This is a genomic window from Vulgatibacter sp. (genome assembly GCF_041687135.1).
Classification (GTDB): Bacteria; Myxococcota; Myxococcia; order Myxococcales; family Vulgatibacteraceae; genus JAWLCN01.
In genome coordinates this window covers 658,648-675,193 of record NZ_JAWLCN010000003.1, presented here as the reverse complement: position 1 = coordinate 675,193, position 16,546 = coordinate 658,648, and the positions used below count along the sequence as shown (strand labels likewise).

Below are 16,546 nucleotides of genomic sequence, written 5' to 3'. Positions count from 1 at the left end.
TTCCGGACGAATGGGGGCCTTAGAGATAGCGGGCATGAATGCAAAACACATCGGTCACCCTTTCGTAACCGTCGGCGACGGCACCCGCATCGCATACCGCGTCGATGGTCCTGCAGACAGGCCGGCGCTGCTCCTCGCCAACTCCATCGGCACCGACCTGCACATGTGGGACGGCCAGATCGCTGCGCTCTCCGAGCACTTCCACGTGATCCGGTACGACATGCGCGGGCACGGTAGGTCCGACGTGCCACCGGGCGCCTATTCTCTGGATCGGCTCGGCCGCGACGCCGTCGAGCTGCTCGATGCGCTGGGGATCGACTGTGCCCACGTCGTCGGTCTCTCGCTCGGCGGTTTCGTCGGCCAATGGCTGGGCATCCATGCGCCCGAGCGCGTCGATCGCCTCGTGCTCTCCCACACGGCGGCCTACCTCGGGCCGCCCGGCCAGTGGGACGAGGCGATCGCTGCGGTCCTGCGCGCGCCGGACATGTCGGGCACCACGGAGATGTTTCTTCGCAACTGGTTCCCGGCAGCCTGGGTGGAGGGGAGCTCTCCTCTCGTGGAGCCGTTCCGGCGCACGCTCCTGAACACGGATCCCCGCGGGCTGGCCGGCGCGTGGTCTGCAGTACGCGACACGGACATGCGGCGAACGATCGCGCTGATCGCTCGGCCGACGCTCGTCATCGCAGGGCGCAACGACACGGTGACCTCCCCCCGGCACAGCGAGGAGATCGCCGGCACCGTGCCGGGCGCCAAGCTCGTGGTGCTACCCGCGGTCCATCTTTCGAACGTGGAGTGTCCGGAGGCGTTCCTGTCCGCGGTCGTCGGATTCCTGCACCAGTCGTAGGGCGGGCCATCCGCGCAGGGCATCGTCGACCGCGGCGGCGAGCAGCGCGCCCCACCAGCACGGGTGGCGGCGCGCCCAGCTGCAGCGCTCGCGATCAGGCCTTCGCCTGCTGCCGCTGGACCTAGGCGCGGATGCGGTCCTCCTGCGCCTTGATCTCGGGCGTGTAGGCCTCGCCGAAATCCTCCGGCTCGAAGATCGGCCGGAGCTCCAGCTCCGATTCCTCACCGGGCATCGGGGCGGGGCAGCGGCGGGCCCACTCCACCGCCTCCTCCATCGAGCGGACCTGCCAGATCCAGAAGCCGGCGATGAGCTCCTTGGTCTCGGCGAAGGGCCCGTCGACCACGGTGCGCTTGTCGCCGGAGAAGCGGATCCGCTTTCCCTTCGCGCTGGGGTGGAGGCCGTCGCCGGCGAGCATGATGCCCGCCTCGACCAGCTCCTCGTTGTACCTGCCCATCTCGGCGAGCATCTGCTCGCTCGGCATCACCCCGGCCTCGCTGTTCTTCGTCGCCTTCACGATCACCATGACCTTCATCTGCTGCTCCTTTCGATGCGGCGCCCGCAGGCGCCTTCGGGTGGTTCGTGGATGCGACGAACGACCCTCGGCGAGATCGACACGCCCTCGAAGCTTTTTTTCAGCGGCGGTCGAGGGGGACTTCGAGCAGGGGATCCCCGCCGTCGATGAAGAGCCTGCCGCCCGGGGCGAGCGCGTCACGGAGCCGCCGGAGGGCGGCCTGGCCTGCCGCCGGATGGCGCCCGTCGAGGGCGCCCACCCGAACGGCGAAGGCCAGGTCGTAGGGCGGCTCACCCTCGGCGAGCACGAAGTCCTCGACGGCGACGCAGCGGTATTCGAGGCGGCCCGTGGCCAGCTCTGCCACGGAGCCTCTCACAGCCTGCTCGATGGCCCGGGACGAGCGGTCGATGGCGAGGACGTGCCCCGTGCCGATCCGGTGGGCGACGGCCCGGGCCGCCACACCGGGACCGCAGCCGATCTCCAGCACCCGCAGGCCGGGGCGCAGGGGAAGCGCGTCGACGATCGCAGCGAGTCGGCTCGAGATCTTCTCCGGCATCGGTCGCCTCCCTGGCTCAGGCCGCCGTCGAGCGGCGCACCGTGTAGAACAGGTGGGTCACCATCGGCGAATGGACGGTGCGCACGATCTCGAGGCCGAGCCGCTCGCTGTCCATCCGCTCGAAGAGGCGGGTTCCCGCGCCGAGGAACACGGGGGCAAGCGCGATGTGGAACTCGTCGACGAGGCCTGCGTCGAGGTAGTCACGGATGACGTGCGCGCCGCCGGCGATGCGCACGTCCCTGCCGCCCGCGACCTCGCGGGCGCGGCGGAGCGCGCTCTCGACCCGTCGTTGACGAAGTAGAAGGTCGTGCCACCCGTGCGCTCCCAGGGCGTGCGCACCTGCCGCGTGAGCACGAAGACCGGCGTGTGGAAGGGCGCATCCTCCGGCCAATTCGGTTCACCGACGTCGAACATGCGCTTGCCCATGATGCTCGCGCCGGTGCGGGCGAATGCCTCCTCGAGGATGCGGTTGTCCTCGCCGGTCTGGCCGCCCTCGCCGAGCTTCAGGTTCTCGCGGAAGAACCGCTGGTCGAACATGTGCTTCTGGAGCGCCATCCACTGGCCGATCCAGCGCTTGTCTCCCACATCGTCGTAGCGCTGCTCCGGCGCAATGAACCCATCGAGCGACATCGTCACACTGAAGAACACCTTGCTCATCTTTTCCTCCGTGAAGGTTCGCCAGGCCGCCTACCCGTGGGCGGCGATCTCCCGTGCCAGCGCCTCGAGCAGCTGGAGCGTGCCCTCGCGCCGCGCCGCCGATCCGTCGTTGCCGTCGACGTAGGCGGTGTGCTCGGTCAGGCGCAGCAGCGTGCCGTCTCCCGCAGGCAGGAGCTCCATCGTGCCCAGCGAGGAGGACATCGGCGCGCCGTCGAAGGTCATCGAGTAGGCGAAGACCAGGCGCTCGTTGGGCACGATGTCCAGGTAGACGCAGTCGTTGGTCATCGGCGGTCCGCCCTCGGGACGGAAGAGCGTCCGCTCGAAGCCGCCCACGCGGAAATCGAGGCTGTAGCGCTGCACCTCGAAACCCTCACCCTCGGCGAACCAGCGGCGCTTCTTCTCCGGATCGGAGAAGGCCCGGAAGACCCGCGCTGCGGTGGTGGGGTAGGTGCGCTCGACGGTGAAGCTCTTGTGGATCACGGGATGCGTCATTTCGTTTCTCCTTTCAGGTTTCGTCTTCGTCTTCGTCCAGCAGGACAGCGAGGCGATCGAGGCGCCGCTCCCACATCGCGCGGTGGGCGGCGAACCAGTCTTCTGCTGCGGCGAGCGCAGCGGGCTGCAGCTCCACCTGGCGCACGCGCCCCTTCTTCACCGTGCGCACCAGCCCCGACGACTCGAGCAGCTGCACGTGCTGGCCGATGGCGGAGAGCGAAACGGGGAAGGGCGCGGCCAGCTGGCTGACGGAGGCCGCGCCGCGGGTGAGGCGCTCCACCATCGCCCGGCGGGTGGGATCGGCGAGGGCGTGGAAGACCTGGTTGAGCTGCGGCGAATGGTCAAGCATGTGCTTCACTATCCACACCGAGGCGCGGATAGTCAAGTAGGTACTTCAGCATCGGCAGGTGAGCACGCCGCCCGCGCCGTGGACCGGCCGAGCACCCGTATGGGAAGCTCCCCGGGAGGAGCGACCGAATGACCGCAGCCAGCCAGGCGCAGAAGCCCCATTCCGCCGACTATTTCGGGGAATCCCGCGATCACTGGTGGAATGCTGACTTCCTCCACCTCGTCGGCGACCGCCTCGGCTTGCGCCGCGCGAAACATGTCCTCGACGTGGGCTGTGGCGTCGGCCACTGGGGGCGCGTCCTCGCGCCCATCCTCGCCGCCGACGCCCGCGTCACCGGCATCGACCGGGAGCCGCGCTGGGTCGCGGAGGCTGCAGCCCGCGCCGAAGCCCTCGGCCTCGGCGGGCGCTTCCGCTACCAGCAGGGCGACGCGGCCGCGCTGCCCTTCGCGGACGGGACCTTCGACCTGGTGACCTGCCAGACGGTGCTCATCCATTTGAACGACCCGCGGCAGGCGCTGCGCGAGATGCTCCGCGTCCTCCGGCCCGGCGGCACGCTCTTCGTCACCGAGCCGAACAACTTCGCCAACTGCGCCATCGGCAGCAGCCTGACCGAGCGGCTCTCCGTCGACGAGGTCGTCGACCGGCTGCGCTTCGAGCTGCTGGTGCAGCGGGGAAAGCAGGCCTTGGGCCTCGGCTTCAACTCGGTCGGCGATCGGGTGCCGGGCTATCTGGCGGAAGTGGGCGCGGAGAACGTCCGGGTCTTCCTCTCCGACAAGCCCCAGCCCTTCGTGCCGCCCTATGCGACCGAAGGTGAGCAGGCGAGCCTCGCGGAGATGCGGGAGTGGGCGGCGCGGGGCTTCACGGGCTGGGATCGCGAGGAGATGCTGGCCTACTTCCTCGCAGGCGGCGGGCGCGCCGACGAGTTCGAGCGCTACCACGAGCTCCGTTTGCGCGACCTGAAGGAGACGATCGGCGCCATCGACAGCGGCACCTTCCACAGCGCCGGCGGCGTCGTGATGTACCTCGTCGCCGCAACCAGGCCTGCCGCCTGAAGCCGGGTGCTCGAACGAAATGCATCGATGCACCGATGAATTCGGCGCCCCGCCGTCGGTGGGGTGGGCATGAAACTGGTGCAGGAGACGCTGCTGCGCGTCTGGAACGCCCGCCGCCCCTACGACTGGTCCGCGGAGGTCGCAGCTCACTATCGCCGTGGCGGAGCCCTTCCTCGACGGATCGCGAGGCAGCTGGCTGGGGTAGGGGGGGGGGAGCGGCGGGGCGTCGTGCCCTCTCGCCACATCCGTTATCTGCCACGGTGGGGATCTTGCTGCAAGCCCCTGCTCCTGCCCCACAGTCGCCGGTCCTGGTCGCAGGTGAGCGACCAGAGGCGCGGGAGGCATGGAGATGCACGACGGATCCAGGAGGGCAGAACATGCGGTGGTGATCGCCGGCGGCGGTCCCACCGGCCTGATGCTGGCGGCAGAGCTGGCGCTCGCAGGCGTCGACGTCGCCGTGGTCGAGCGGCGGGAGACCCAGGCGCTCCCCAGCTCGCGCGCCGGCGGGCTGCACGCACGCACCATCGAGGTCTTCGACCAGCGCGGCGTCGCCGAGCGCTTCCTCTCGGAAGGGCAGGTGGCCCAGGTCGCAGGCTTCTCGTTCATCCCGCTCGACATCAGCGACTTCCCGACCCGCCACAACTACGGGCTCGCGCTCTGGCAGAAGCACATCGAGCGCATCCTGGCGGATTGGGTCGGCGAGCTGCCGGTGACGTTCTATCGCGGCGTCGAGGTGAGGGGCTTTTCGCAGGACGACGCCGGCATCGACGTCGCGCTCTCCGACGGCCGATCGCTGCGCGCGCATTATCTCGCCGGCTGTGACGGTGGCCGGAGCCTCGTGCGCAAGCAGGCCGGGATCGACTTCCCCGGCTGGGAAGCCTCGACCAGCTATCTGATCGCCGAGGCCGAGATGACCGAGGAGCCGGCCTGGGGGATCCGCCGCGGGGAGAAGGGCGTCAATGCGCTGGGCAAGCGCGAGGACGGCAACGTCGGCATCGTGCTGGTCGAGCCGCACGTCGGCACGGGCGACGAGCCGACGCTCCAGGAACTCCGAGATTCGCTCACCGCCGTCTACGGGACGGACTTCGGGGTTCGCAACCCGACCTGGCTCTCCCGCTTCACCGACATGGCGCGGCAGGCGGCGTCCTACCGGAAGGGACGGGTGCTCCTCGCCGGCGACGCGGCCCACGTGCACGCCCCCGCTGGCGGGCAGGGCCTCAACATCGGCGTCCAGGACGCCGTGAACCTGGGGTGGAAGCTCGCGCAGGTGGTCCGAGGGATCTCGCCCGAGAGCCTCCTCGACACCTACCAGGCCGAGCGGCACCCGATCGCTGCACGGGTGCTCCGCCTCACCCTGGCGCAGACCGCGCTCGGCCGTGGCGACGATCGCACCGAGGCCCTGCGCGAGACGGTATCCGAGCTCCTGGGCATGGACGAGCCCCGCAGGCGCTACGCCGCGATGATGTCGGGCCTCGACGTGCACTACGATCTCGGCGAGAGCCACCCGCTGCTCGGGCGGCGCATGCCCGATCTCGATCTGATCACCGAGACCGGCCCGCAGCGCGTCTTCGCGCTCTTGCACGAGGCCCGGCCGTTCCTCCTCAATCTCGGCGTGCCCGGCGCCTTCGATCTCGGCCCCTGGGCCGGTCGCGTGCGGCAGATCGACGCTCGCTACGAGGGCGCCTGGGAGCTGCCGGTGCTCGGCGGTGTCGCTTCTCCCACCGCCGTGCTCGTCCGTCCCGACGGTTACGTCGCCTGGGTCGGAGACGGCGCGGACCGCGGCCTTCGTGAAGCCCTCACCACCTGGTTCGGACCACCAGCCGCGCAGTAGTCCGCGTTCCGCGGGCCCCGTCGTCAGGCGGCGGGGCCTGCCTGCAGCGCCGCGGGCGCCGGAGCCCCGCGACCAACATCCGGGGCGCCGCCGAGCCCAGCTTCGCCGCCACGACGCCGCCGACGAGGACCTGGCTGAAGTGGGCGAGAAAGGGCACGAGGAACGCCAGGGCCGGCAGCTGATCCCGAGCAGCACGCCGGCGACGTTGCGAAGCGTCGAAGCAGTCTCCTCGGCCTGCGATGCTGACACAGGCCCTGCCCGGAAGCAGCCGCGCCTTGCGTCCCTTCCTGTTGGGGCTCCTCCCTCACGCTGCCCAGTTCTCGATCCGGAAACCCGCGACCCTGCCAAACGCCCGCTCGTCGTTCGTCACCAGGGTGAGCTGCCGTGCGACGGCCTGGGCGGCGATGAGGGTATCCAGCGGACCGATCGGCGTCCCAGCCCGCTCGAGCCTGGCCCGCACGTTCGCGTAGGCCACTGCGTCACCGGAGCCGAATTCGACGATAGCGAGAGGGCGCAGGAAGTTCTCGACGAGGCGCAGGGTCTTCGTGCGGGCGCTGCTCTTCGCAGCTCCCGTGCGGAGTTCGGCCTCGGTGATGACGCTCACCGCTACGTCGGAGCGGCTCTCGGCGAGGAGCCGCTCGAGCACCCGCGGGTGCTGCTTCATCGCGTAGATGCAGATGTTGGTGTCGAGCAGGACCCTCATTCGAAGCCCTCGCGCTCGTCCTCTTCACCCTGCGGCGGCCGTCCGAAGTCCGCTGGTACGCCTGCGAAAGACTCGACGTATCCCTCCGGCCACTCGTCGGCAGGCTCGAGGATGATCGCCGCGCCCTCCCGACGCACGAGCACGGTGTCGCCCTCGAAGCGGAACTCCTTGGGCAGGCGAACCGCCTGGCTCCTGCCGGTCCAGAAGACCTTCGCACGCTTTCCGCTCATGGCGCCTCCGAAGTATACAGCAGTGGTACGTATCAGGGATGCCGGCGTCAAGGACGAGCGCTGGGGCGCCCCGCGGCCGCTCCACTTGCGAAGAACCCGCGATTGCAGGCACATCCGGCGCGATGACGCGCTCCTTCGTGACGACAGCTACAGCCATCCCGGCACCTCTCGACGCCCCCTCCCTCCAGCGCGAGGCAGCGGCCTCCCTGGCGGAGGCGCTCGCGCAGGCGAACGTGCTCCACCAGCCGGGCGTACGTGACCGGCACCGGCGCCTGCTCGAGCAGGCGATCGAGCTGGCGGTAGGGGCGCTGCAGGGAGCGGATGAGGCGACCATCGCGGCAGCGCGCCTCACCCTGGTGAAGGCGCACGCCGCCCGCGCCCAGGACGCGCGCCATGGCGCGGGCCAGATCTCCCTCGGCTCCCAGCGCGCCCCGACGCGTGCTGCCTGCGACGACGGTTGGGAGCGGGTGGAGTCGATCGTGGCGGTTGCCGAGGCCTCCGCAGCCGAAGCCAGGCGGCAGGCTGCGCTGCTCGGTCGACCTGCCGCGTACACCGCTGCGCGGGCCGCGGAGGCTGCAGCCCGGGAGGCGCGCCGGATCGTCGACGAGCGCAACCACGCCTACACCTTCCACGCCGATCCCGGCTTTTCCTTCGGCGAGGGCTGGTACCTCGCGGCGTCGGGCCTCCTCGCCGGCGTGGCGATCCAGATCGAGCCGGACCAGAAGCAGACCGCGCAGGCGGAGCGCTTCCTCCTCGATGCCGGCCTGGGCTCCCGGCTGCAGCCCTACCGTTCGCGACCGCGGGCCAACAAGCACCTCACCGAGATCGTCGCGCAGGCCTTTCGTGCCGACGCCCTCGCTGCCCAGGCCACGCTTCGCGCCGCCTTCCTCGGCGGTGCGCCGATCCCCCAGCCGATCATCGACTGGATCGACAGCCGGCTCGCCGGCGCCCCCGCGCAGAAGAAGGTGCTGCTGTGGGTCCGCTACGGCGCCCACGACGCGCATCGCAACACGACCTGGCCCGAGATCGCCGCGCTCTCGGAGCGCGCCCGCACGCTCGGCCTCGTCCCCGTCCTCATCGGCGACGCCCTGCGGGACGGCCCGCTTCCCACGGGCGCCCTCGATCTCACCCTCTTCTGGAAGGAGCCGCTCTTCCAGGGCTTCGACATGCGGCGTGCGCAGCTCCAGCTCTTCGAGCACCTCAAGACCGCGCACCGCCTCGTCGGCCAGCTCGGCGTCACCACCGCCGGGATGGACGGCCCGGCGCTCCTCGGCCTGCCGACGATGTACCTCACCCAGCAGTCGAACGTCCGGATGCGCGAGTGGGTCGGTGCGATCCCGGGCTACGAGGAGGTGGTGCGCGGCGATGATTTCCTCGAGCGCATCACCGCCACGCTCCGCCGCTGGGCCTGATCCTCAACCAACCCGCCTGTCTGCCGCTGCGAGCAGGTCCCGCCACGAGGGCGGCAGACCCTTCTCGATCTCGAGGGCGCCGAACGCCTTGCTCGCCCGCGCGCCGATCTGCTGCACCCAGGCGGCCATCGCGCCCACGCCCTCTTCCAGACCGACGCGGTCCTCGAAGCCGAGCAGCGCCCGCGCCTTCTCGTGTGACGCGTGCGTGTGCAGCACCTCGTGGCGGGCGGGCAGGTAGTGGGGCCGGAAGGGCACGCCCATCGCCCGGCTCACGGTCTCGCCCAGCTCGTTCACGGTGACGGGACGATCCGCCCCGATGTTGAAGATCTGGTCCCACGCCTCGGGCCGGTGGATCGAGTCGGCGATCACGGGCGCCACGTCCGAGATGTAGCTGAAGGCCCGGCTCTGCTTCCCGTCGCCGAAGATGGGGAGCGGCTCGCCCTGCAGGATCTTGTTCATGAAGATCCCCACCACGTTGCGGTAGGGGTCGCCGATGTTCTGCCGCTCGCCGTAGACGTTGTGGGGCCGGAAGACGACGTAGCGCATGCCGAAGAGGTCGCGGCTCACGCGCAGGTCCTGCTCCACCGCCGCCTTGGCGATGCCGTAGGGATCTTCGGGGGAGGGCGCCATCTCCTCGAGGACAGGCGGCCTCGCGTGCCCGTAGACGGCGATCGAGGAGGTGAAGACGAAGCAGCGCACTTCGTGGCGAACCGAGGCATTGATCAGGTTCACGCTCCCGATCAGGTTGCTCTGGTAGTTGTAGCGCCGGATGAAGTGGCTGAGGCCTTCTGCCGCGTAGGCCGCCAGGTGGAAGACGTAGGCGAACCTGTGCTCGTCGAAGAGCCTGTCGACGAGCGCCACGTCGAGGATCGAGCCCTCGACGAAGGTGGCCCGCTCGTCGACGTTGCTGTGGAAACCGCCCGAAAGATCGTCCAGGGCCACGACCCGGTGGCCGCGAGCGAGCAGCTCGCTGACCACGTGGGAGCCGATGAATCCGGCGGCGCCGGTGACGAGGATCGAGTCGCCGGCCGAGCCGGTGGCGGGGGAGGCGGTGTGCATGCGGCCCCGTGTAGCACAGGCGCCCGGGGGCGAGCACCAGGCCGCCGGCGCCGCTACGCGATCGCGGGCCCCAACCCGCGCAGTTTGTCGGGGTTCGCCTGCACGAAGGCGGCGGTGATCCGGCCCGCGCGGATCTCGAACGCGAAGAGACGCACCGGCCCATCGGGCGGGCGATAGACGATCGCCGGCGCGCCGTTCACCTGCACGGTGGAGAGGTGCTCGCGTGTGTAGCGGCGGAAGACGCCGGCGAAGAAGCGCGCCGCCCGATCGCTCCCGTGGATCGGAAGACGGGCCGCAGGGGCCTTGCCGCCGCTGTCGGACCAGATGACGACCTCCGGATCGAGGAGCTCGAGGAAGCCCGCGGCGTCGGGCCGGGCGCTCGCCTCGAGGAAGCGCCGCGCCATCTCCTCCGCCTCGGGCTCGGAGGCGGAGAAGCGGCGCGGCCCACCGCCGATCCTGTCGCGCGCCCGCTTCGCGATCTGCCTGCAGGCGGCCTCGCTCCTGCCCACCATCCGCGCGATCTCCGCGTGGTCGTAGGCATAGACCTCCCGGAGGAGGAAGACCGCCCGCTCGACCGCCGAGAGGCGCTCGAGCAGATGGAGGAAGGCGATGGAGAGCGACTCGGCGCGGGCGACGCTGTCCTTCGCCTCCGCGGGCACGTCGACGAGGGGCTCGGGAAGCCACGAGCCCGCGTACGTTTCCCGTCGCACTCGCGCGGAGCGCAGGTGGTCGATGCAGAGCCGGGCGACGGTGGCGGAGAGGAAGTCGCGAGGCGACTCGGCCTCCGCCGCGCGGCTCCAGCGCAGCCAGGCCTCCTGGACCACGTCCTCCGCGTCGGCGACGCTGCCCAGCATCCGGTAGGCGAGCGAGAAGAGCAGCGACCGATGCTCGGCGAATGCTTCTTCACGTGCAGGCTGCTTCATCATTCCCCATCAGCTTCAGCCGGTCCTTCCCGCAGCTGCGGGCACGTACCCGCCCACCTCGGGCCGGAAGGCCTCGGTGAACCGATTCCAGCTGTTGATCGCGATGATCGCCGAGGTGAGGGCGACGATCTCCTGCTCGTTGAAATGCACCCGGGTCGCCTCGAAGAGCTCGTCGGACGCGCCCTGGGTGTGGACCAGGGTGAGCGCCTCGGTCCAGGCGAGGGCGGCGCGCTCCCGCTCGCTGAAGAAGGGTGCATGGCGCCACACGCTGGTGGCGTAGATGCGCTGCTCGGTCTCACCGTCCGCCCGGGCCTCCTTGGTGTGCATGTCGATGCAATAGGCACAGCCGTTGATCTGCGAAGCCCGGATCTTCACCAGGTGGATGAGGGAATGCTCGAGTTCGGACGAGCGAACGTAGGCCTCGAGGCCGAGCATGGCCTGGATCGCGCGCTGTGCAATCTGGTGGTAATCGATGCGCTGCTTCATCGCTTCCTCGTCTCTCGGAAGGGCGGCGAAGTCCCGGCACCACGCCGGGAACGGCCCCTGCGCGAAAGACGAAGTGGCGCGCGCGGATGTGACATGCAGCGCGAAGAGCGTCAGTCCCGGTTCGGCGCGCCCAGCGGGAAGAGGTGCCGGTAGGGCCTCGCCTCGTCCACCGCGCGGGCGAAGGAGGGGCGGGCGAGGAGCCGCGCGCGGTAGGCACGAAGCACCGGGTAGCGCTCGCCGATCCGGTGGATCCAATCCGCGTAGAAAAGCGAGGGGGCGGCGGCGCAATCCGCCAGGGTGAACGCCTCGCCTGTGGCCCAGGTCCTGCCGGCGAGGGCGCCCTCGAGCCAGCCGTAGGCGCGCTCCAGCTTCTTCTCGGACAGCGCCTGTCCATCCGCGCGTTTGACCGGATCTCCCGTGAGCGCCCCGTCGACCGCGTGCTGCGCCGCGTTCATCACGTGCAGGTCGAAGAAGCGGTCGAAGAAGCGCACGTCGAGCGCCGCCATCGGATCCTCCGGCAGCAGGCGCGTCCGGCCGGGATGCACGAGCTGCAGGTACTCGATGATGATGCTGGTCTCGACCACGCTCCGCTCGCCGTCCACGAGGAGCGGGAACTTGGCGATCGGCCAGCGCTGCAGCCATTCGGCAGCGTGCTGCGGCGTGTCCGGCCCGAGGAGGCGGAACTCGAAGGGCGTTTCGTTCTCGTAGAGCGCGATGAGGACCTTCTGCGTGTAGGAGGAGAAGGGGTGGCCGTAGATCACGAGCGACATGGGGGACTCCCGGTTTCCGTGCTGCTTGCGATTTGCAAGTGGTCCAACCATAGCCCTTCCACTTGCGAACTGCAAGTAGTAGCCTCTCCCGCATGGCCGTATCGCAGGCAGGACGCTCCGGGTGCCCGATCAACCTCACGCTCGAAATCCTCGGCGACCGCTGGAGCCTGATCGTCGTCCGGGACGTGATGTTCGGAAACCGGCGCACCTACGGCGAGCTCCTCGCGCAGAGCGAAGAGGGCATCGCCTCGAACATCCTCGCCGACCGGCTGAAGCGCCTCACGGCCTCCGGGCTGCTGACGCGAACCCCGGATCCGAACCACCGGCAGAAGGGGATCTACAGCCTCACCGAAGCGGCCATCCAGCTCGTCCCCCTGCTCGCACAGATGGCCGCCTGGGGCCGCCGCCACACGAACCCCACCAGGGAATTGTCCGTGCGCGCGGCGCTGCTGGAAGCGGGCGGTCCGCCGCTGTGGGACGCCTTCATGGACGAGCTGCGCCACCTGCACCTCGGCGCGCCCCGCCCGGCCCGCTCCGTCTCCGCCGAGCTCCAGGCCGCCTACGAGGCGGCCGTAGCCGAGACGCCCGCCCGCGGCCCGGGGAATCCTCGCAAGCGATAGAGGCTCGTCGCGAAGCAGGCCCCTCAGCGAACCAACTGGTCGAAGCGGGATCGGATCAGGAGGAGCAATTCGCGCTGGGCCTCGCGCCGGTCCCTGCCGCGTCGCAGCCAGGCCGAAGCCTTGAGATGCAGGCCATCGTGATGCCCGGCGATCCACACGCGCGGCTCTCGATATTCGGAGACGAATTCGCTCGCGCGGAGGTCGTCCTCGATGATGGCGCAGGCTGCCCGCAAGGTCTCGGCAGGGATCCCTTCATCGATCGGCAGCTCGAACTCGAGCCTGCGGCGATTGGCGTGCGACAGGTTCTCGACCCGCAGCTGCCCGACGAGCGCGTTGGGGATCGCGATCAGCGTGCGCCGCTTCGAGCGGATCGTCACCGCCGAGAGCGAGAGCGCGACGACCTCGCCCTGGGCTGCGTCGCCCCCGCGGTAGTCGCCGATGCGGACGCGATCGCCGATGTGGAAGGGAGGGTCGACGAGCATCCCGGCAAATGCGACCGCATTGGCGATCGGCGCACGTGCGGCGAAGGTGAGCGCGGCGCCGATGGCGCCGAGGGCGACATAGAGCTGCGCCGAGGCTCCCATCCGAACGGCTATCACGGCGACCGCGCCGAAGACGAACGCCGCCTTGCCCAGCTGCCGGGTGGCCAGCAGCGCCGAGCCGACGCCGCGCAAGCGCCGCAGCCGCGCGCTACTCGTGCCGGTGGTCCAGACGACGTCCAGCACCCGGGCAGCGAGCCAGAAGACGGCGGCGATTCCAAGAAGCTCGATCACCACCCCGACGATCGGCGGATCACGCGGCGTGCGCAGCAGGATCAGCCACGCGGCGAGGAGGGTCGCGACGAGGGTGACCGGCGCAGCGAGACGCTCGAGCCCGCGCAGTCCGAGACGGGTCGTCCCTTTCAGGAGCCGAGCGAGAAGCTTCGCGGCCACGAAGGTGACCAGCGCTACGAGCAGCAGGGTGGCGAGCGCCAGCGCCCGCTCCCAGAGAACCGACTCTCGAACGACCTCCTGCTCCACGTTTGGCCCGGCCTTCGTCGACGGTGAGCGCCGACTGCCACGGTGGATACCCGCACCCGGCGGCGTGACCCGCGATCGCTCGTTCAGAGGCCCCCGTCTCGTGCTGGCGCGTTGGCGCACACGCAGGCCGGACGCGCATCCAATCCGGCTCGCTCTCCCCCACATAAGGCGCAACCAAAAGGTTGCGCAATTCGACCGGCCTGCGCCATGATGATGCAACCAGGAGGTTGCACATGTCCCCGACCGATAGAATCGAGAAGCAGATCGTGCTCCGCGCGCCGCGCTCCCGCGTCTGGCGTGCACTCACCAACCACGAGGAGTTCGCCAGCTGGTTCCGGGTGAAGCTCGACGGCGCCTTTGCGGTGGGCCAGATCGTGAAGGCGCAGAGTACCTACCCGGGCCAGGAAGAGGCGAAGTGGGAGATGCGCATCGAGGTGATGGAGCCCGAGCAGCTCTTCGCCTTCACCTGGCCCGCGGGTGATGCCGAGGCTGCCGACCGCTCCCTCTGGAACCGCGTCGAGTTCCGGCTGGAGGAGGTGCCGGAGGGCACCCGCCTCACCCTCGTCGAGTCGGGCTTCGATCGCCTGCCGCCCGAGCGCCGTGCCGAAGCCTGGCGTCTCAACGACGGCGGGTGGACGGAGCAGACCCAGAACATCCGCCGCCATGTCGAAGTCTAGGCGGGGCGCGGGCCCGCGCCTGGTCGACGCGGCGCCGGTCTTCGCCGCGCTCGGCGACGCCACCAGGCTGCGGCTCCTCGGCCGCCTCGCCGAGGGCGGCCCCGCCTCGATCGCGGCCTTGAGCGAGGACGCCGAGGTCACCCGCCAGGCGATCACCAAGCACCTCGAGGTGCTCGCCCGGGCGGGGCTCGTTCACGGGGAGCGCAGCGGCAGGGAGCGGATCTGGGCCCTCGAGGCCAGGGGCCTGGACGCAGCCCGTATCTACCTCGACCGCATCTCCGCCCAGTGGGACGAGGCGCTGGGATCCCTGCGCGACTTCGTCGAGCGGGAGCGCTGAGCACCGGGAGGACCACTTTCGGGATACCCGCCCGGTGTGTTGCCAGCTCCTTCCTCGCCGGCAGGATCGCCGAGCGATGAGTTCCGGCGCGCCGGACCGTCCATCCCTGCGTGAGCGAAGAGCCGGACCCCCGGCAGGAGGAGACCGCCATGGCCGTGCAGGCACGAGCAAAGATCTTCCCGCACCTCTGGTACGCGAAGGAGGCCGAGGAGGCGGCCCGCACCTACGCCTCGATCTTTCCCGACTCCCGGGTCGACCGGGTCACGGCGCTGCCGAGCGAGTCGCCCAGCGGCCCGCCGGGCTCGGTGAAGGTGGTCGACTTCACCCTCTTCGGCCAGCGCTTCCAGGCGATGAGCGCCGGCCCCCACCACGACTTCAACGACGCCATCTCGTTGGTCGTGCTCTGCGACGACCAGGCGGAGCTCGACCGCTACTGGAACGCGCTGCTCGCGGGCGGCGGCAAGGAGCAGGCCTGCGGCTGGCTCATCGATCGCTACGGCGTGCGCTGGCAGATCGTCCCGGCGGCGCTGGACCAGCTGATGACCGACACCGATCCCGCCCGGGCCAAGCGGGTGAGCGATGCGCTGATGCAGATGGTGAAGATCGACATCGCCGCCCTGGAGCGGGCCCGCGCCGCGGCGTAGCACGCCCGGCGGCTCACACGTTCGTGTCCTCTGCCGGCACCAGCGCCGGATCGGGCAGGCCCGCCGCCGGCCGGCCTTCGCCGGAGGCGGCCGGCGGATTTGCATCGAGCATGTAGGCTGCCATCGAGAGCGAGCCGTACGCGTACCCGTCGATCAACACCTCGGCGCCGCGGCCTGCAGCCGCGGCGAGGCCGGCGACGTAGAGCAGCGGGATGAAGTGATCGGGGGTGGGGTGGCTGCTGGTGTAGTCCCCATGTGCCCGGAGCCCGGCGGCATCGCCGGGCCGCTCCGCCAGTACCGCGCGCGCCGCCTCGTCGAAGCGGCGGTTCCAGTCGAACGCGAGCGCCGGCTGCGACCACGCGAGCGCCCGCAGGTTGTGCACCACGTTGCCGCTGCCGAGGATCAGCACGCCGCGATCGCGCAGCGGCGCGAGCCGCGCGCCGAGCTCCACGTGGAAATCGAAGTCCTTCAGCGCGTGGATGGAGAGCTGCACCACCGGTATGTCCGCCTGCGGGAAGGCGTGCACGAGCACCGACCAGGTGCCGTGATCGATTCCCCAGCTGTCGTGATCCAGGCCCACGCTCGTGGGTTTGGCGATCTCGGCGACCTCCTCCGCGAGCTCCGGGCTGCCGGGCGCGGGATACTCGACCTCGAAGAGCGCCCGGGGAAAGCCGTAGAAGTCGTGGATGGTCCGCGGGCGCGGCATCGCGGTGACCGCGGTGGCGTTCTCGTACCAGTGTGCGGAGACGACGAGGATCGCCCGCGGCCGCGGGACGCTGCTGCCGAAGCGCTGCCACGCCTCGGAGTAGCGGTTGCGCTCCAGGGCGTTCATCGGGCTGCCATGCCCCAGGAACGCCGCCGGCATCTTCGTGTTCGGGACGACCGCCATGCGCACCTCGCATCGCCGAGGTGGCGACCCGGAGGGCGGCGCGCAACCGCCGCTGCGCACCTCGGATGAGGGGGCGCCGCGCCAGATACGGTCAGCAGGAAGATGCTCGGCGACGTGCCGGAGCCGCTCGGCGTCTACTGGCACAACCGGCCGGTGCTCAAATTCATCTTCGCGATCGGCCAGAAGGCGAACGAGTGGAATGCCTGCGACGAGAGCCTGAAGTCGTTCGCACACATGGCGGTCGCCAGCCTGGTGGGCTGCACCTGGTGTGCCTCGATTTCGGCTGCTGCATGGCAAACGACGAGGGTCTCGCCATCGCGAAGGCGCGCGAGGTGCCGCGGTGGCGCGTGTCCGACGTCTTCACGCCGCTGGAGCGGGACGTGATGGAATACGCCGCGGCCCAGGGCTTCGCGGCAGCATGCGGGCTGAAGCCCCTCGCCGAGGCGGCCACGTCGCTACAAATCGCCGTGCCGAGGTGAGATGAT

The 16,546-nt window shown here is 70.1% G+C and carries 22 protein-coding genes; 9 read left to right on the top strand and 13 right to left on the bottom strand.

The genetic code is table 11. From position 1 onward, the window contains the following. Positions 1-34: 34 nt before the first annotated feature. A complete protein-coding gene (gene pcaD, locus ACESMR_RS10435; RefSeq protein ID WP_373046996.1) occupies positions 35-844 on the top strand; it encodes a 3-oxoadipate enol-lactonase in 810 nt (269 codons plus the stop codon). Between the two features lie 121 nt (positions 845-965). Here pcaD and ACESMR_RS10430 read toward each other — a convergent pair whose 3' ends face one another. The 5 genes from ACESMR_RS10430 to ACESMR_RS10410 all read right to left on the bottom strand — a co-directional run bounded on the left by ACESMR_RS10430 (position 966) and on the right by ACESMR_RS10410 (position 3,409). Next, the gene (locus tag ACESMR_RS10430; RefSeq protein ID WP_373046995.1) at positions 966-1,376 is read right to left on the bottom strand and encodes a YciI family protein; all 411 of its coding nucleotides are present in this window, start codon (positions 1,374-1,376) and stop codon (positions 966-968) included. A gap of 100 nt (positions 1,377-1,476) precedes the next feature. Continuing rightward, complete coding sequence (locus ACESMR_RS10425; protein ID WP_373046994.1) at positions 1,477-1,911, bottom strand: SAM-dependent methyltransferase; 435 nt, start codon at positions 1,909-1,911, stop codon at positions 1,477-1,479. Positions 1,912-1,927: 16 nt separating this feature from the next. Further along, on the bottom strand, positions 1,928-2,146 hold the full coding sequence (locus ACESMR_RS10420) for a dihydrofolate reductase family protein (RefSeq protein WP_373046993.1): 219 nt from the start codon (positions 2,144-2,146) through the stop codon (positions 1,928-1,930). A gap of 452 nt (positions 2,147-2,598) precedes the next feature. After that, the gene (locus ACESMR_RS10415) at positions 2,599-3,060 is read right to left on the bottom strand and encodes an SRPBCC family protein (RefSeq protein WP_373046992.1); all 462 of its coding nucleotides are present in this window, start codon (positions 3,058-3,060) and stop codon (positions 2,599-2,601) included. 13 nt (positions 3,061-3,073) lie between these two features. After that, entirely contained in the window at positions 3,074-3,409 is a 336-nt protein-coding gene (locus ACESMR_RS10410) for an ArsR/SmtB family transcription factor (RefSeq protein WP_373047116.1), read from the bottom strand. A 128-nt stretch (positions 3,410-3,537) separates the two neighbouring features. Between ACESMR_RS10410 and ACESMR_RS10405 the strand changes: the two genes are divergently transcribed. Together ACESMR_RS10405 and ACESMR_RS10400 are read left to right on the top strand one after the other, a co-directional pair. Then, positions 3,538-4,461 (top strand): class I SAM-dependent methyltransferase, encoded by a 924-nt coding sequence (locus tag ACESMR_RS10405; RefSeq protein ID WP_373046991.1) that lies wholly within the window; start codon positions 3,538-3,540, stop codon positions 4,459-4,461. A 349-nt stretch (positions 4,462-4,810) separates the two neighbouring features. Continuing rightward, positions 4,811-6,292 carry an FAD-dependent monooxygenase gene (locus tag ACESMR_RS10400; protein ID WP_373046990.1) on the top strand — a complete coding sequence of 494 codons (1,482 nt, stop codon included), beginning with the start codon at positions 4,811-4,813 and terminating at the stop codon, positions 6,290-6,292. Between the two features lie 304 nt (positions 6,293-6,596). Here ACESMR_RS10400 and vapC read toward each other — a convergent pair whose 3' ends face one another. Then, entirely contained in the window at positions 6,597-6,995 is a 399-nt protein-coding gene (vapC, locus tag ACESMR_RS10395) for a type II toxin-antitoxin system tRNA(fMet)-specific endonuclease VapC (protein ID WP_373046989.1), read from the bottom strand. After that, the gene (locus tag ACESMR_RS10390) at positions 6,992-7,225 is read right to left on the bottom strand and encodes an antitoxin (protein WP_373046988.1); all 234 of its coding nucleotides are present in this window, start codon (positions 7,223-7,225) and stop codon (positions 6,992-6,994) included. Before ACESMR_RS10390 ends, vapC begins: the two co-directional genes overlap by 4 nt. Before the next feature lie 122 nt (positions 7,226-7,347). On the opposite strand from ACESMR_RS10390, the gene ACESMR_RS10385 reads away from it, so the two are divergent. Continuing rightward, on the top strand, positions 7,348-8,637 hold the full coding sequence (locus ACESMR_RS10385) for a hypothetical protein (protein ID WP_373046987.1): 1,290 nt from the start codon (positions 7,348-7,350) through the stop codon (positions 8,635-8,637). Positions 8,638-8,640: 3 nt separating this feature from the next. Here ACESMR_RS10385 and ACESMR_RS10380 read toward each other — a convergent pair whose 3' ends face one another. From ACESMR_RS10380 to ACESMR_RS10365, 4 genes are all read right to left on the bottom strand, one after another. Continuing rightward, a complete protein-coding gene (locus tag ACESMR_RS10380; protein WP_373046986.1) occupies positions 8,641-9,696 on the bottom strand; it encodes an NAD-dependent epimerase/dehydratase family protein in 1,056 nt (351 codons plus the stop codon). A gap of 53 nt (positions 9,697-9,749) precedes the next feature. Then, positions 9,750-10,619 (bottom strand): RNA polymerase sigma factor SigJ, encoded by an 870-nt coding sequence (sigJ, locus tag ACESMR_RS10375; protein WP_373046985.1) that lies wholly within the window; start codon positions 10,617-10,619, stop codon positions 9,750-9,752. A 15-nt stretch (positions 10,620-10,634) separates the two neighbouring features. After that, complete coding sequence (locus ACESMR_RS10370) at positions 10,635-11,105, bottom strand: carboxymuconolactone decarboxylase family protein (RefSeq protein ID WP_373046984.1); 471 nt, start codon at positions 11,103-11,105, stop codon at positions 10,635-10,637. Positions 11,106-11,215: 110 nt separating this feature from the next. Further along, the gene (locus ACESMR_RS10365) at positions 11,216-11,875 is read right to left on the bottom strand and encodes a glutathione S-transferase family protein (protein ID WP_373046983.1); all 660 of its coding nucleotides are present in this window, start codon (positions 11,873-11,875) and stop codon (positions 11,216-11,218) included. A gap of 92 nt (positions 11,876-11,967) precedes the next feature. Here ACESMR_RS10365 and ACESMR_RS10360 point away from each other — a divergent pair, with 92 nt between their 5' ends. Continuing rightward, on the top strand, positions 11,968-12,495 hold the full coding sequence (locus ACESMR_RS10360; protein WP_373046982.1) for a winged helix-turn-helix transcriptional regulator: 528 nt from the start codon (positions 11,968-11,970) through the stop codon (positions 12,493-12,495). A gap of 23 nt (positions 12,496-12,518) precedes the next feature. Here ACESMR_RS10360 and ACESMR_RS10355 read toward each other — a convergent pair whose 3' ends face one another. Next, on the bottom strand, positions 12,519-13,679 hold the full coding sequence (locus ACESMR_RS10355) for a mechanosensitive ion channel domain-containing protein (protein ID WP_373046981.1): 1,161 nt from the start codon (positions 13,677-13,679) through the stop codon (positions 12,519-12,521). A gap of 68 nt (positions 13,680-13,747) precedes the next feature. Here ACESMR_RS10355 and ACESMR_RS10350 point away from each other — a divergent pair, with 68 nt between their 5' ends. The 3 genes from ACESMR_RS10350 (at position 13,748) to ACESMR_RS10340 (ending at position 15,172) form a co-directional block, all read left to right on the top strand. Next, positions 13,748-14,191, top strand: coding sequence for an SRPBCC family protein (locus ACESMR_RS10350; RefSeq protein ID WP_373046980.1), 444 nt, complete (start codon positions 13,748-13,750; stop codon positions 14,189-14,191). Further along, positions 14,178-14,528, top strand: coding sequence for an ArsR/SmtB family transcription factor (locus ACESMR_RS10345; RefSeq protein ID WP_373046979.1), 351 nt, complete (start codon positions 14,178-14,180; stop codon positions 14,526-14,528). Before ACESMR_RS10350 ends, ACESMR_RS10345 begins: the two co-directional genes overlap by 14 nt. Before the next feature lie 149 nt (positions 14,529-14,677). After that, complete coding sequence (locus tag ACESMR_RS10340; protein WP_373046978.1) at positions 14,678-15,172, top strand: VOC family protein; 495 nt, start codon at positions 14,678-14,680, stop codon at positions 15,170-15,172. Positions 15,173-15,185: 13 nt separating this feature from the next. On the opposite strand, the gene ygiD is transcribed toward ACESMR_RS10340, so the two are convergent. Continuing rightward, positions 15,186-16,061 (bottom strand): 4,5-DOPA dioxygenase extradiol, encoded by an 876-nt coding sequence (gene ygiD / locus ACESMR_RS10335; protein ID WP_373046977.1) that lies wholly within the window; start codon positions 16,059-16,061, stop codon positions 15,186-15,188. A gap of 290 nt (positions 16,062-16,351) precedes the next feature. Between ygiD and ACESMR_RS10330 the strand changes: the two genes are divergently transcribed. After that, entirely contained in the window at positions 16,352-16,540 is a 189-nt protein-coding gene (locus tag ACESMR_RS10330) for a hypothetical protein (protein ID WP_373046976.1), read from the top strand. The last annotated feature ends 6 nt before the right edge of the window (positions 16,541-16,546 follow it).